The following is a 13226-nucleotide window of genomic DNA, read 5'->3' as shown; positions in this document are numbered from 1 at the left end:
GTTAGCGTGGAACCACACAAAGACCGGCCGCAAAACAGGACGAGGATCTCTGCCTGCGCAGGACAAACACATTCTGCACTCGTCTTACAATTCGCATGACGGTGCAATTCGTTCAACGCAGACCCATATTCCAAAAGACCCACAAGACTTCGCCAAAGCGATGATGCCGAAGAGCAAAGGAAACGCGAAATGACTGACGTGAAAACCCAGATCGACGAAACCGTCAAAGCCAACGATGTGGTGCTTTATATGAAGGGCACCAAGGAAATGCCTCAATGTGGGTTTTCGTCCCGCGTGGCTGGTGTGCTGAACTATATGGGCGTCGACTATGCCGACGTGAACGTTCTAGCGGATGAAGAGGTCCGTCAAGGCATCAAGGATTATTCCGACTGGCCGACCGTGCCGCAGCTTTACGTCAAAGGCGAATTTGTCGGCGGTTGCGACATCATCACCGAGATGACTCTGTCAGGCGAGTTGGACACGCTGTTTGATGACAACGGCGTCGGTTACAACAAAGAAGCCGCCGACAAGATCCGCGAAGCAAACGCCTGATCACCGGCTGGAGCAATTCTCTAGTATAACCTGCTCGCTGGCGGCGTCCCCTGTCGCCAGAAAGCTGACCGTTGCATCCCAACCTTTGGACCGCAGAATATAGGTGCCACCGTTGCCTTCGGATCTGTATTGGATTCCCGATCCACTGATACTTTGCTCTAGCGCGATCAGTTGATTGTCGACCAGCATGGCTGCAGCGCTCGAGCCGTCCGAGGCGTTAAAGAACACCACCTCAAGCGGAACGGCATTGTCGCAGGTGAAGGTAACAGGGAGAACGTCGAGTTCCGCCCAAGCGGTGCTTCCCAACACCGTCGCCATGAAAACAGCAGATATCCGACGCAACATCATCCCGCAGTCTTTTCTTCCAAAACCGAGGCAAGCGCTTCGGCGCGCGCCGCCAATTCAGCTAGCGTGTCTGTCACGGAAGGCGGCACAACCGCTACCTCGACCCTTTCGGGTTCAGGCTGTGGCTTGTTGCGCAAAGCCAGAATTTCGGCCTCGGCCTCGGCCAATTTTGCTTGCAGGGAACTAATCTGATCTTCCGACGCGGCCGTTTTGTCAGCAAGCATGAGGCCGGCCATCAGCAGCATTCTGGACTCGGGCATTCGTCCTATTTGATCAGAAAGAACCTGTGCTTCGTCGTCCAACATCTTAGCGGCGGCTTGCAGGAACACTTCTTCCCCGTCCTGACATGAGACGTCAAAACCCCGCCCACCGATTTGAATGGTTACCTCGGGCATTACTCCACCTCTCCTTCAGCCAGCTTGGCTTGCGACAAAAGCGGCTCTAGTCGCGCCAGCACAGCATGCGCTTCGGCCGCGTCCGTGGCCTGAGCGGCTCGGGTCGCTTCCAGTTCGGCTACTGTTGCGCGGTTTAGAAGTTCGGCATCCGGCAAACCGCCCTCGGACGCAGCGCGCAGTTCATCGACCGAATTGCGCAACTGTTCATTAGCCTTGCGCATACGCTGCAGATCGTCATCCAATCGGGACATAGCCGCGCCATGACTACTGCGTTCGGCGCGCAACATCTCAAGCTCGGCACTTAACTCAGCGACCCGCTCGCTATCAGCCAGTTCCGATTTCAAACGCGCATTCTCGGCCTTCAAGCCCTCTGCCACGCTTGCAGTCGCCTTCAACCGATCGTTCTCCGCCTTCAAAACTGCAAGCTCGTCCTGATCTTCTAAAGCCGCCTTTGCGTCCGCAAGCTCTGCGCGGGCGGCTTCCACTGCGGCCAGTTTCGCGGTTGCTTCAGCCAATTGCTCGCGCAAAGCTCCATTTTCTGGGTGTTCAGCAGGCACCGAACGCAAGCTCTCCATATCGGCGCGCATTGCGTCGACTTCCTGTTCATGACGTTGCTTGAGGGCTCTAAGACGCTCTTCCAATTGCGCATTTGCTACACGTTCGTCATCCAGCGCGGCACGCAACGTTTCATCTTGCGCGCGCGGAGGTTCTGACATTGCACCCATGGCGTCCACGCTTGCACCGATACGTTCCATCGCGACAACAATACGGCGCTGTAATTCTTCGATCTGGCTCATGCCCCTGCCACCTCTTTATCAAGGTTCCGTGTGCTGCGGTTCATCCGAATCAACTTAATTCACGAATTGGTCTAGTCTAACCGAATGGCGCGGAAAATACCCACTGTTTGCTTTCAAATACTTGAGCCACGTTCTTGAAGCAGTTCACCCTTGTAACCCCCGGTTCTGCTTGCACTTTGAGGACTGAGTGGTATTCAGCGCGCAATCTGCCTGTAATCCAAAGGAATAACGCCCGTGGACCTGACTGCGCTGCGCAATGCAAACCCCGAACATTGGGACAAGGCTGCGGCCATCCGCACATTGACCCTTGATGCCGTCGCCGCCGCCAATTCCGGCCATTCCGGCATGCCGATGGGCATGGCCGACGTCGCGACCGTGCTGTTCGAAAAGCACCTGAAATTTGACGCCTCGGCGCCGAACTGGCCCGATCGTGACCGGTTTGTCCTGTCTGCAGGTCACGGCTCGATGCTGATCTATTCGCTGCTCTATCTTACAGGCCACGCTGACGTCACTCTGGACGAGATCAAGAACTTCCGCCAGCTGGGCGCAAAAACTGCGGGCCACCCCGAGAACTTCTTGGTCAATGGCATCGAGACCACCACCGGCCCACTGGGTCAGGGCATCTCGAACGCTGTAGGCTTTGCAATGGCCGAGGAAATCCAGCGCGCGCAATACGGTAAGAAGGTCGTTGACCACTATACCTATGTGATCGCGGGCGACGGCTGCCTGATGGAAGGGGTCAGCCAAGAAGCCATCACCCTTGCCGGACGTCACGAGCTGAGCAAGCTGATTGTTTTCTGGGACAACAACAACATCACCATCGACGGCACCGTGGACATCGCAGACCGCACCGATCAGGTGCGCCGTTTCGCGGCCTCAGGCTGGCATGTGATCGAGATTGACGGACACGATCCGCAGGCCATCGACGCGGCCATCGTGCAGGCGAAAAAGTCGAACAAGCCGACCATGATTGCCTGCGAAAGCCACATCGCATTGGGTCACGCAGCGCAGGACACTTCGAAAGGACACGGTGCGCTGACCGATCAGGATCAGTTGAAAGCCGCCAAAGACGGCTATGGCTGGCCGCATGGCGCGTTTGAAATCCCCGCCGATGTGAAATCCGCATGGGAAGCCATCGGTGCACGCGGTGCCGCAGAGCGCGCGGCATGGGAAGAACGTTTCGCACAAATCTCGGAGCGCAAGCAGGCAGAGTTCAACCGCGCCTACGCATTTGAAGCGCCCAAGAAACTGGCCGGCGCGATCCGCGCGTTCAAGAAACAAGCCTCAGATGACCAACCGAAACTGGCCACCCGCGCCTCGTCGGAGAAGGTTTTGAACGTCGTCAACCCGATCATGACCGAGACTGTGGGCGGTTCGGCCGACCTGACGGGCTCGAACAACACCAAATCTGCTGATATGGGCGTGTTCCTGCCGGAAAACCGCAAGGGTCGTTACATCCACTACGGTATCCGCGAACACGGCATGGCCGCTGCGATGAACGGCATGGCGCTGCACGGTGGCATCCGCCCGTATGGCGGCACGTTCATGGCCTTCACCGACTATGCGCGTCCATCGATGCGTCTGGCCGCGTTGATGAAAATCCCGTCGGTCTTCGTGATGACCCACGATTCGATCGGTCTGGGCGAAGACGGCCCGACCCACCAGCCGGTCGAGCATCTGGCCATCAGCCGCGCAACGCCCAACACCTATGTGTTCCGCCCCGCCGACACGGTTGAAACAGCAGAAGCCTGGGAACTGGCGCTGACCTTCAAGGAAAGCCCCTCGGTCCTGTCGCTGACTCGTCAGGGCGTGCCGACCGTGCGCAAGGATCACAAAGCCAAGAACCTGACCGCTCAGGGTGCTTACGTTCTGGCCGAAGCCGAGAGCAAGCGTCAGGCGATCCTGATCGCCACCGGCTCTGAGGTTTCGCTGGCAATGGAAGCCAAAGCAATGCTTGAAGCCGAAGGCATCGGCACACGCGTCGTCTCCATGCCCTGTATGGAGTTGTTCGCCGAGCAGGACGAAGCCTATCGCAAGCGCGTGCTGCCCGCTGGTGCCGTCCGCGTCGGCATCGAGGCCGCCGTGCGCGCCGGTGGCTGGGACCGCTGGCTGCTGGGCGAGCGTGGCCGTGAAGCCAAAGCCGGGTTCATCGGCATGTCGGGCTTTGGTGCGTCGGCCCCTGCGGGTGAGCTGTATAAGCATTTCGGCATCACTGCCGAGGCCACAGTCGCCAAAGTCAAGGAACTGCTGGGTTAATTCCCGACGTCAGTCCAAAGGAAACAGGCGGTCCGCATGGGCCGCCTTTTTTTTTCGGCCCACCCTCACAGACTGGTGAGGCGTCGTGATCCCACCTGCCCTATTTCGTAGGCAATAACGCCTTAAGTGCTGAAGGCAATCCAGTCACAGGGAAGTTTAGAAATGAGGAAACACGCCGTCCTGAGCGCCGTAGCAGTGATCCTGGCTGCCCCAGCATTCGCGGGGGATTTCGCCAGCAAGGAAGAAATTCAAAAAACGATGGCCGACCACACCTATGCAGGCGGCATGCTGTCAGGCGCGTTTACCGAGTATTATGCAGCCGACGGTACCATCAAAGGCGAAGGCTATTCGGGCAAGTGGGAAGCAACAGATGATGGGATGTGCTTTCAGTATGGCGATGATCCCAAAAACTGCTGGGACCTGAAAATTGACGGAGCCGCCGTTACCCTGGTCAAAGATGGCAAGGTTGACGGGTCTGGCGTCGTGGTCAAAGGCAACACTAACGGGTTCTAACGCCAATCCGCGCCGCCGAAACTGCGGCGCGGATTTTATTGTTCAGTGGGATTTTAACAGTTTCGTCGCCGGTGGGATTAGTACCATCCCCCAAGCCAGTCCGAATACTCCGTCCATGGCGGCCTTGGCGATCCACTCCACGGCGCCCTCGTATTGAGCAGAAACCATATGGCCCACCGCATAGGCCCAGTCGTGAATGTGGTGGCCCAGCCAGCCAAAGCCCAAAACCTCGAGCCCGTGGATGATGATCGACCCGCCGACCCACAGCATCGCGGCGGTTCCGACGATAGAAAGCACCTTCATCACAATCGGCATGGCTTTGACCAAGCCTCGCCCGGTTCCGCGTCCGATCGGGGTCGGTGCGTTCTGCGCCAGAAACAGGCCCACATCGTCCATCTTCACGATCAACGCCACCGAGCCATAGACCGCCACCGTCACACCGATCCCGACAACAGCCAGCGTCGCCGCCTGCATCCAGATGTTCGGCGCTTCGATGGCAGCAAGCGCGATGGTCATGATCTCGGCCGACAGAATGAAATCGGTCTTTATTGCGCCTTTGACTTTTTGCTCTTCCAGATGGCCCGGATCGCGGATTTTCATATCATCGTCGATGACGTGGCTGCCATGGGGGAAGAGGACATGGAAAATCTTCTCAGCCCCCTCGAAACATAAATAAGACCCGCCCAGCATCAGCAAAGGCGTGATCAGCCAAGGCGCGAAATTAGCCAGCAACAGCGCAACGGGCAGCAGCAGCACGATCTTGTTAAAAACCGACCCGCGCGCGATGCGCCAGATGATCGGCAACTCGCGCGCCGGGGCGAAACCTTGCACGTATTTCGGCGTCACGGCGGCATCGTCAATGATTACACCCGCCGTTTTAGCCCCGGCCTTGCCCGCCGCTGCAACAACATCATCAACCGACGATGCCGCAACTTTTGCAATTCCGGCAACATCGTCCAGCAATGCCAAAAGACCGCTCATGCCTAGTTCCTTCCTGTAACCAGCCGCAGGTGGACCCTACCTGATCTTTCAGCTAGCGCAAGCGTTAGCGATACCGGAGAAGGTTTGCGCTAACACGTTAAAAATATGTCACTTTTACTCTTTTGAGAACGCGTTAGGGCCGCTATATCGCCTGCAACGCAAGCGCATTTTGGAGACGTCATATGACCATCAAGGTCGGCATCAATGGTTTTGGCCGTATCGGCCGCTGCACCCTGTCGCATATCGCGGCATCGGCCCGCAACGACATCGAAGTGATCAAGGTCAACGCAACCGGCCCGCTGGAAACCACGGCGCATCTGCTGAAATATGACAGCGTCCACGGGCGCTTCCCCCGCGACGTCTCGATCGAGGGCAATACCATGGATCTGGGCCGCGGCCCGATGGAGATGTTCTCGACCTACGACATGAACGAGCTGGACTGGGAGGGTTGCGACGTCGTTCTGGAGTGCACCGGCAAGTTCAATGACGGCCTGAAGGCCAAGACTCACCTTGAGCGTGGGGCGCAAAAGGTTCTGCTGTCGGCTCCGGGCAAGAATGTCGATAAAACCATCGTCTATGGCGTGAACCACAACAGCCTTGCTGCTGATGACAAAATGGTTTCGAACGGCTCCTGCACCACAAACTGCCTTGCTCCGCTTGCCAAGGTTCTGGACGAAGGCGTCGGGATCGAACATGGCATCATGACCACGATCCACGCCTATACTGGCGACCAGCCTACGCTGGACCGTCGCCACAGCGACCTGTACCGCGCTCGCGCTGCCGCTATGTCGATGATCCCGACTTCGACCGGTGCTGCCAAGGCGCTGGGTGAGGTTCTGCCGAACCTCAAAGGTCGTCTGGATGGCTCGGCAATCCGGGTTCCGACCCCGAATGTATCCGCTGTTGACCTAACATTCCGCGCCGGTCGCGATGTGACAGTGGATGAGGTGAACGCGATTGTCCGTGAAGCCTCGCAAGGTCATATGCAGCGCGTTCTGGGCTACGAGCCTGCTCCACTGGTCTCGACAGATTTCAACCATACCGAGGAAAGTTCGATCTTCGCTCCGGACCAGACCCGCGTCGTCAATGACCGCATGGTGCGCGTTCTGGCATGGTACGACAACGAATGGGCCTTCTCAGTTCGCATGGCCGATGTTGCTGTGGCAATGGGCCGCCTTAACTAAGACCCGTTTGAATTCTTGAACCTTTTTCCCCGCTCAGGTTATCTGGGCGGGCATTTCTGTTCGGGGCCTTGATGACCAATCAAATCGCTATCTGGCTGGGTTTTTTGATTCTGGGCATCATGATTGCCGATGTCGCCGTCTATGGAACCGAGCATCTGCTTTTCCTGGGCAAAAAACTCTACGACTTTCTGGATTGGATCGCATTCTGGCGATGAGATAGGTTTTGCTTGACTTTTTGACTGTTTTAGCTTTGTTAGCGCTAACCTTTTATTGGACGACACGCGACGGAGCGGATCATGACACTCAAGCTTGCAATCAATGGATTTGGACGGATCGGACGTGGCGTCTTGCGCGCCGTGATGGAAAGTGGCCGGACAGACGTTGAAATCGTCGCGATCAATGATCTGGCCAAACCCGAGATGAACGCCCACATGTTTGAATTCGACAGCGTCCATGGCCGGTATTTCAAACCTGTGAAGCTCACCGAAGCTGGCTTGGATGTGGGCGCTGGCCCTATTCGCCTGACAAGCGAGCGAGAGCCTGAAAAACTGGACTGGTCAGATATTGATGTCGTGTTGGAGTGCACTGGAGTGTTTCGCACGCGCGAAGCCGCAGCTCGTCATCTTGAAAACGGGGCAAGCAAGGTTCTGATTTCAGCCCCCGCACGCGGGGATGGCGGCGTCAAAACCGTAGTTTACGGAGTGAATGATCACGAACTGACAGCCGATGATATTATCGTGTCAAATGCATCATGCACGACCAACTGCCTGTCGCCAGTTGCAGCCGCGTTGGACGATGGCCTGGGAATTGTGCATGGCAACATGACAACCGTCCATGCTTATACCGCCAGCCAACCCGTCCATGATACCGCCGGCAAAGACCCCTACCTTTCCCGCGCTGCGGCATTATCGATGATTCCTACGACAACCGGCGCAGCCGCCGCAGTGGGCTTGGTGCTTCCACAACTTCAGGGGAAACTGACGGGACAAGCCATTAGGGTTCCAACCCCGAATGTTTCGGTTGTTGATCTTGTTGCCGAGGTTTCGCGCCCGACGACCGAGGATGAGGTAAATGCCTTGTTCGTCGCTGCTGCCGAGAAGATCCCGGGTGTTCTGGCGGCTGAGAAACGCCCCTTGATATCGGTCGACTTCAATCACGATTCCCACAGCTCGACCGTGTCACTTGCAGAAACAAAGGTAACCGACGGGACATTGGTCCGGGTTCTGGCCTGGTATGATAACGAATGGGGTTTCTCGAACCGCATGCTGGATACTGCAATGGCAATGGGTGCGTCAGCTTAAGCGGTTCTGTAAGGCTGTAACAACGCGGGGCGTAACGAATTTGGAGACGTCCCCGCCCAGCCGCGCAATTTCCTTGACCAGCTTGGACGCGATCGCCTGATGGCGCGCCTCGGCCATCAGAAAGACCGTTTCGATTGAATCATCCAGCGCGCGATTCATTCCAACCATTTGAAATTCGTACTCAAAATCAGCCACGGCCCGCAATCCGCGTACTATGGTTTGCGCTCCAACGTCGCGTGCGCAATCGATCAGCAGGTTTTCGAAGGGATGCGCGACAATCACTGTACCGGTCTGCTCGGATAGTTGGGCGCACTCGGCTTCGATCATAGCGACGCGCTCTTCCAAAGAAAACAACGGGCCCTTGTCTCGGTTGATTGCTACACCGATCACAAGCTTGTCGACCATCGCAGCAGCCCGGCGAATAATGTCGATATGGCCCAGTGTGATCGGATCAAAAGTTCCGGGATATAATGCGACCCGCATCGCGCCCTCCTGCGCAATAAAATTTCGGCGCAAGCAAACACAACTCTGCCGTGGGTGCAATAGGGCGCTTTGGCCCTGTCTGAAATTAGTGGCCCATGATCATTGTCTGGAGCGCCTCTTTCTCCATCGCCAATTCCGAAAGCTGTGCTTTGACCACATCCCCAAGTGTTACGATACCTATCAGCTTGCCATCTTCGACGACAGGCATATGGCGGAAACGCCCTTCGGTCATGCGGCTGAGGACATCCTGAACCGAGTCCTGACGCGTCGCAGTTACAAGATCGCTGGTCATGTAAGCGCTGACCGATTTCGCCAGACAACCACTTCCACTTGCAGCCAACTCTCGCACAATATCACGTTCCGACAAAATTCCAGATGCCGTTTCCCCCCCGTCTTCAGAGACCACAACCGTCCCGATCCGCTTTTCTGCCAGGATTTTTGCCGCATCGGACACAGTGAGATCGGGCGTAACCGTTTCGACCCCTTCCGTAGCCTTTGATTTCAGAATGGCCTGAACCAGCATGTGCGAAACCTCCGAAATAACTCGCTGTTTTACAAAGCGTTGCCGGAATGCCCATATGTGTCAAGGTGAAGCTTCAGCTTCCAGACGCACGACTTCCTCGCGGATTCCGGCAGTCAAAGCCTGTGCGAACCGGTTCAAGCGTTCATTTCGTTGATCACCCTGATGTCGGATTAGAAAATACCTGCGGGTCAGACTAAGCTGATCCGTCAGGATTTTCCGCAGGTTTGGATGGAATGGCAGCGCAAAATCGTGCCCCACACAAACCCCTGACCCGAGCGATGCTTGCCCCAGCTGAACCGATATCGAATTCGATGCAAGAGCAACTCGTTCAACCCCGATATCGACCAGATAGTCGAGTTCCCGGTCAAAAATCATATCCGGGATATAGCCAATAAATCGATGCCTTCTAAGAGCTTCCAGGTTCTCAATTTTCGCTTGCGCATTCAGGTATTCCTGACTGGCAACCAGATGTAGCCGGTAGTCCGTGATCTTTTGCACCAGAAACCGGCCAGCCGTGGGCGCGCTGACCGTTATGGCCATATCCGCCTCACGGCGGGACAGGTTAATCACACGGGGCAAAGACAGAATCTGAATATCCAATTCGGGATTCGCGTCGCAGATTTTCGCGCAGACTTGTGGCAAAAGATACGTGGCGCAGCCATCCGGAGCACCGATCCTGATTTGGCCACTCAGTGTCTTGGATGATCCCGAGACAGAACCGGATGCGGCCCGCATGGCTTCTTCGGCCTTCAAGCCGTGATCAAGCAAGCGTTCCCCGATTGGCGTCAGAACATAGCCTTGCTGCGACTTGGTAAACAAAGGCGCATCCAGCGATGCCTCAAGCCGTGCGACCCTGCGCCCTACTGTCGCCGGGTCGATCTTAAGACGCCGACCTGCGGCTGATAGGCTTTCCTCACGCGCGACGGCCAAAAACACCCGCATGTCATCCCAGTTTGGAACCACCCCACCTCCTTTTGCATTTTTGCAAAATATTTTTGAATTATTGCCTCTGTTCACGCGATTTATGCAAGCCTATTCTGCGCCGAAACAACCCGGAGGAATTCGCAATGACCGAACTGTCCCATTTCATCAACGGTGAGAATGTCGCCGGCACATCCGGTCGCTTTGACGATGTGTTCAACCCGGCCACGGGTGAAGTGCAATACAAATGCCCGATGGCCAGCGCTGCCGAAACCACAGCCGCCATCGAAAGCGCAGCTGCAGCGCAACCCGCTTGGGGCGCAACCAACCCGCAAAAACGCGCGCGCGTGATGATGGCCATGGTTGGGCTGATCAACCGTGACATGGACAAGCTGGCCGAAGTCCTAAGCCGCGAGCACGGCAAGACCATTCCGGACGCCAAGGGCGACCTGCAACGCGGTTTGGAAGTGATCGAATACTGTGTCGGTGCCCCACATATGCTGAAGGGTGAGTACACAGACAGCGCCGGCCCCGGCATTGACATCTATTCGATGCGTCAGCCCCTTGGCGTCGTGGCATCGATCATGCCGTTCAATTTCCCGGCCATGATGCCTTTGTGGCACGTAGGCCCCGCGCTGGCCTGCGGCAACGCCATTGTTCTGAAACCTTCAGAACGTGATCCGTCGGTCCCGTTGATGCTGGCCGAGCTGTTCATCGAAGCGGGTCTTCCGAAAGGTGTGTTCCAGGTTGTGAATGGCGACAAGGAAGCAGTCGACACCCTTCTGGACAGCGAGATCATCCAAGGTGTTTCGTTTGTGGGTTCGACTCCGATTGCGCAGTATATCTACAGCCGCGCCTCTGCGAATGGTAAGCGGGCGCAGTGTTTCGGTGGGGCCAAGAACCACATGATCGTCATGCCCGATGCCGATATGGATAAAGCTGCCGACGCGCTTGTTGGCGCCGGTTTCGGTGCCGCTGGCGAACGCTGCATGGCCGTTTCGGTTGCTGTTCCGGTCGGTGACGACACTGCAGACGCGCTTGTCGAAAAGCTAATCCCGCGCATCGAGAAACTGAAGGTCGGTCCATATACGGCAGGTGACGACGTGGATATGGGCCCCGTCGTGACGGCCGCCGCAAAAGAACGCATTCTGGGTCTGATCAACTCTGGCGTGGAACAAGGTGCCAAGTTGGTCGTCGACAACCGTGATTTCAGCCTGCAAGGCTATGAAGATGGCTTTTTTGTTGGCCCGCACCTGTTCGATCACGTGACGCCGGAAATGGATATCTACAAGCAAGAGATCTTCGGCCCGGTTTTGTCCACCGTGCGTGCAGGTTCGTACGAAGAGGCGATTGGTCTGGCAATGGACCACGAATACGGCAACGGTACTGCGATATTCACACGTGATGGTGACACTGCACGTGACTTTGCCAGCCGGATCAACATCGGCATGGTCGGCGTCAACGTTCCGATCCCGGTGCCGTTGGCCTACCACACCTTTGGCGGCTGGAAGAAATCCATGTTCGGTGATCTGAACCAGCACGGCCCTGACAGCTTCAAATTCTACACCCGCACCAAAACCGTCACGGCCCGCTGGCCGTCGGGCATCAAAGAAGGTGGCGAGTTTAACTTCAAAGCGATGGACTAAGTCACCTGCCTACGAAACCGGCCCTAAGCGGGCCGGTTTTTTAACGCTTCACGATAAATTCAGACCTCTATATCTGGAAAAAACCGATCAACAGGAATATTTTCTACACAAACTATTTTTTGAGCAGTTCCTGATCCGGAGGCAAAATTGTCGAAATCCAGAATGACCCGTCGCTCTGCGGTGCTGGGCGTAGCGTCCCTAGTGGCCACACCTGCTTTGGTGCGCGCGCAAAGTTTGGATGCGTTCCCGCAAAACGAAGATGCAATCAGCACTCAGCTTCCGGTTCGCAGAAACGTCTCATCTTTCTCACAACAAAACTGGCAGGATCACTTCGATGAACTCGGTGTGGGTGCGTTGTTGGCAGATATCACAAGCCGCGCGGTGCACTACTGGGGGCTTGATGGGACTTACAAACTGTACCCCAGTTCGGTTCCCATGAGCGAAGAATTGACCAAGCGCGGCTATACCGAAGTCGTACGCAAGCGCGAAAATCCAAGCTGGACGCCCACCGCTTCGATGCGCGAGCGTGATCCTGATCTGCCTATTCGAATGGAAGGCGGAGAACCGGGGAACCCACTTGGAACGCGCGCTATGTATTTGGGTTGGCCCGCCTATCTGGTGCATGGCACCCATGATACGCGAAAGATTGGTCGACAAAGTTCTTCTGGTTGTATTGGCCTATACAATCAGCATGTCGAAGAATTGTACCCTCTGGTCCAGGTCGGAACCCAAGTCCGTCTGGTCTGACAAAAAGCCCCGGGCCTTCAAGGACCGGGGCTTTTTGTTAATGCTTGGTTTTATTATTCAGGCAGGATCACAGCGTCGACGACGTGGATCACACCGTTGCTGGTTTCGATGTCTGCCTGGATGACTTCGGCATCATTCACCTTGACGCCACGCTTGGCATTCACGCTCAGACGGTCACCCTGTACGGTTAGAACCTTGGCGCGTTTTCCGGCAATGTCACCAGACATGACCTTGGCAGGAACAACGTGGTAAGTGAGAATTTCAACCAGTTGGTCCTTATTCTCGGGCAGAAGCAGTGTTTCGACCGTACCCTCAGGCAAAGCTGCGAAAGCTTCGTCAGTCGGAGCGAAGACAGTAAACGGACCGTCACCTTTCAACGTTTCAACAAGACCTGCGGCCTGAACGGCGGCAACGAGGGTTTCGAACGACCCGGCCGAAACGGCGGTATCCACAATGTCAGCGGCTTGTGCCTTGACGGGCAAAGTCAGTGCAAGTGCGGCGGCAGCGCCCATCAGTGTTTGGCGGAACATGGCTGTATCTCCTCTCCAGCGTGTTATGGAAAGGGGTACGGGGCCTCAGCCA

At 56.4% G+C, this 13226-nt stretch carries 16 protein-coding genes; 8 read left to right on the top strand and 8 right to left on the bottom strand.

Annotated elements, in window-relative coordinates; all coding sequences use genetic code 11:
• The first annotated feature begins 189 nt into the window (after nucleotides 1-189).
• A complete protein-coding gene (grxD, locus tag ACR0DX_RS11490) occupies nucleotides 190-552 on the top strand; it encodes a Grx4 family monothiol glutaredoxin (RefSeq protein WP_170354079.1) in 363 nt (120 codons plus the stop codon).
• Here grxD and ACR0DX_RS11485 read toward each other — a convergent pair whose 3' ends face one another.
• The 3 genes from ACR0DX_RS11485 to ACR0DX_RS11475 are packed head-to-tail and all read right to left on the bottom strand — an operon-like array spanning nucleotide 553 to nucleotide 2089.
• Nucleotides 553-897: an MliC family protein gene (locus ACR0DX_RS11485; protein WP_480846200.1), complete on the bottom strand. Its 345-nt coding sequence runs from the start codon at nucleotides 895-897 to the stop codon at nucleotides 553-555.
• A complete protein-coding gene (locus ACR0DX_RS11480) occupies nucleotides 897-1292 on the bottom strand; it encodes a cell division protein ZapA (RefSeq protein WP_480846198.1) in 396 nt (131 codons plus the stop codon). Before ACR0DX_RS11480 ends, ACR0DX_RS11485 begins: the two co-directional genes overlap by 1 nt.
• On the bottom strand, nucleotides 1292-2089 hold the full coding sequence (locus tag ACR0DX_RS11475; RefSeq protein ID WP_170354076.1) for a hypothetical protein: 798 nt from the start codon (nucleotides 2087-2089) through the stop codon (nucleotides 1292-1294). The genes ACR0DX_RS11480 and ACR0DX_RS11475 overlap by 1 nt, the downstream gene beginning before the upstream one ends.
• A gap of 234 nt (nucleotides 2090-2323) precedes the next feature.
• On the opposite strand from ACR0DX_RS11475, the gene tkt reads away from it, so the two are divergent.
• Both tkt and ACR0DX_RS11465 read left to right on the top strand, forming a co-directional pair.
• The gene (gene tkt / locus ACR0DX_RS11470) at nucleotides 2324-4345 is read left to right on the top strand and encodes a transketolase (RefSeq protein ID WP_170354075.1); all 2022 of its coding nucleotides are present in this window, start codon (nucleotides 2324-2326) and stop codon (nucleotides 4343-4345) included.
• A 162-nt stretch (nucleotides 4346-4507) separates the two neighbouring features.
• A complete protein-coding gene (locus ACR0DX_RS11465; protein WP_170354074.1) occupies nucleotides 4508-4858 on the top strand; it encodes a hypothetical protein in 351 nt (116 codons plus the stop codon).
• A 42-nt stretch (nucleotides 4859-4900) separates the two neighbouring features.
• Here the strand turns inward: ACR0DX_RS11465 and ACR0DX_RS11460 are convergent, their stop codons facing one another.
• Nucleotides 4901-5839: a DUF808 domain-containing protein gene (locus ACR0DX_RS11460; RefSeq protein WP_170354073.1), complete on the bottom strand. Its 939-nt coding sequence runs from the start codon at nucleotides 5837-5839 to the stop codon at nucleotides 4901-4903.
• Nucleotides 5840-6021: 182 nt separating this feature from the next.
• On the opposite strand from ACR0DX_RS11460, the gene gap (ACR0DX_RS11455) reads away from it, so the two are divergent.
• The 3 genes from gap (ACR0DX_RS11455) (at nucleotide 6022) to gap (ACR0DX_RS11445) (ending at nucleotide 8324) form a co-directional block, all read left to right on the top strand.
• Entirely contained in the window at nucleotides 6022-7023 is a 1002-nt protein-coding gene (gene gap, locus ACR0DX_RS11455; protein WP_170354072.1) for a type I glyceraldehyde-3-phosphate dehydrogenase, read from the top strand.
• Between the two features lie 71 nt (nucleotides 7024-7094).
• Nucleotides 7095-7238 (top strand): hypothetical protein, encoded by a 144-nt coding sequence (locus ACR0DX_RS11450; protein ID WP_170354071.1) that lies wholly within the window; start codon nucleotides 7095-7097, stop codon nucleotides 7236-7238.
• A gap of 81 nt (nucleotides 7239-7319) precedes the next feature.
• On the top strand, nucleotides 7320-8324 hold the full coding sequence (gene gap, locus ACR0DX_RS11445; RefSeq protein ID WP_170354070.1) for a type I glyceraldehyde-3-phosphate dehydrogenase: 1005 nt from the start codon (nucleotides 7320-7322) through the stop codon (nucleotides 8322-8324).
• On the opposite strand, the gene coaD is transcribed toward gap (ACR0DX_RS11445), so the two are convergent.
• The 3 genes from coaD to ACR0DX_RS11430 all read right to left on the bottom strand — a co-directional run bounded on the left by coaD (nucleotide 8316) and on the right by ACR0DX_RS11430 (nucleotide 10272).
• Nucleotides 8316-8807, bottom strand: a complete 492-nt coding sequence (gene coaD / locus ACR0DX_RS11440; RefSeq protein WP_170354069.1) for a pantetheine-phosphate adenylyltransferase — start codon at nucleotides 8805-8807, stop codon at nucleotides 8316-8318. The two genes, gap (ACR0DX_RS11445) and coaD, sit on opposite strands and share 9 nt — an antisense overlap.
• An 85-nt stretch (nucleotides 8808-8892) precedes the next feature.
• Entirely contained in the window at nucleotides 8893-9330 is a 438-nt protein-coding gene (locus tag ACR0DX_RS11435) for a CBS domain-containing protein (RefSeq protein ID WP_480846193.1), read from the bottom strand.
• Nucleotides 9331-9390: 60 nt separating this feature from the next.
• On the bottom strand, nucleotides 9391-10272 hold the full coding sequence (locus ACR0DX_RS11430) for a LysR family transcriptional regulator (RefSeq protein ID WP_174821799.1): 882 nt from the start codon (nucleotides 10270-10272) through the stop codon (nucleotides 9391-9393).
• 125 nt (nucleotides 10273-10397) lie between these two features.
• Between ACR0DX_RS11430 and ACR0DX_RS11425 the strand changes: the two genes are divergently transcribed.
• Both ACR0DX_RS11425 and ACR0DX_RS11420 read left to right on the top strand, forming a co-directional pair.
• Nucleotides 10398-11897 carry a CoA-acylating methylmalonate-semialdehyde dehydrogenase gene (locus ACR0DX_RS11425; protein WP_170354066.1) on the top strand — a complete coding sequence of 500 codons (1500 nt, stop codon included), beginning with the start codon at nucleotides 10398-10400 and terminating at the stop codon, nucleotides 11895-11897.
• Between the two features lie 162 nt (nucleotides 11898-12059).
• A complete protein-coding gene (locus tag ACR0DX_RS11420) occupies nucleotides 12060-12644 on the top strand; it encodes a L,D-transpeptidase (RefSeq protein ID WP_480846190.1) in 585 nt (194 codons plus the stop codon).
• 53 nt (nucleotides 12645-12697) lie between these two features.
• Here ACR0DX_RS11420 and ACR0DX_RS11415 read toward each other — a convergent pair whose 3' ends face one another.
• On the bottom strand, nucleotides 12698-13174 hold the full coding sequence (locus tag ACR0DX_RS11415) for a fasciclin domain-containing protein (protein ID WP_170354064.1): 477 nt from the start codon (nucleotides 13172-13174) through the stop codon (nucleotides 12698-12700).
• Between the last annotated feature and the right edge of the window lie 52 nt (nucleotides 13175-13226).

This window comes from Ruegeria sp. D3 (assembly GCF_056534465.1).
Note: the sequence above shows the minus strand (reverse complement) of the source record. Positions and strands in the feature narration are given on the sequence as shown.

Excerpts from the sequence above, each read along its gene's own strand:
- grxD (WP_170354079.1), top strand. The coding sequence starts at position 190 with ATGACTGACGTGAAAACCCAGATCGACGAAACCGTCAAAGCCAACGAT.
- ACR0DX_RS11485 (WP_480846200.1), bottom strand. The coding sequence starts at position 897 with ATGTTGCGTCGGATATCTGCTGTTTTCATGGCGACGGTGTTGGGAAGC.
- ACR0DX_RS11480 (WP_480846198.1), bottom strand. The coding sequence starts at position 1,292 with ATGCCCGAGGTAACCATTCAAATCGGTGGGCGGGGTTTTGACGTCTCA.
- ACR0DX_RS11475 (WP_170354076.1), bottom strand. The coding sequence starts at position 2,089 with ATGAGCCAGATCGAAGAATTACAGCGCCGTATTGTTGTCGCGATGGAA.
- ACR0DX_RS11465 (WP_170354074.1), top strand. The coding sequence starts at position 4,508 with ATGAGGAAACACGCCGTCCTGAGCGCCGTAGCAGTGATCCTGGCTGCC.
- ACR0DX_RS11460 (WP_170354073.1), bottom strand. The coding sequence starts at position 5,839 with ATGAGCGGTCTTTTGGCATTGCTGGACGATGTTGCCGGAATTGCAAAA.
- gap (WP_170354072.1), top strand. The coding sequence starts at position 6,022 with ATGACCATCAAGGTCGGCATCAATGGTTTTGGCCGTATCGGCCGCTGC.
- ACR0DX_RS11450 (WP_170354071.1), top strand. The coding sequence starts at position 7,095 with ATGACCAATCAAATCGCTATCTGGCTGGGTTTTTTGATTCTGGGCATC.
- gap (WP_170354070.1), top strand. The coding sequence starts at position 7,320 with ATGACACTCAAGCTTGCAATCAATGGATTTGGACGGATCGGACGTGGC.
- coaD (WP_170354069.1), bottom strand. The coding sequence starts at position 8,807 with ATGCGGGTCGCATTATATCCCGGAACTTTTGATCCGATCACACTGGGC.
- ACR0DX_RS11435 (WP_480846193.1), bottom strand. The coding sequence starts at position 9,330 with ATGCTGGTTCAGGCCATTCTGAAATCAAAGGCTACGGAAGGGGTCGAA.
- ACR0DX_RS11430 (WP_174821799.1), bottom strand. The coding sequence starts at position 10,272 with ATGCGGGTGTTTTTGGCCGTCGCGCGTGAGGAAAGCCTATCAGCCGCA.
- ACR0DX_RS11425 (WP_170354066.1), top strand. The coding sequence starts at position 10,398 with ATGACCGAACTGTCCCATTTCATCAACGGTGAGAATGTCGCCGGCACA.
- ACR0DX_RS11420 (WP_480846190.1), top strand. The coding sequence starts at position 12,060 with ATGACCCGTCGCTCTGCGGTGCTGGGCGTAGCGTCCCTAGTGGCCACA.
- ACR0DX_RS11415 (WP_170354064.1), bottom strand. The coding sequence starts at position 13,174 with ATGTTCCGCCAAACACTGATGGGCGCTGCCGCCGCACTTGCACTGACT.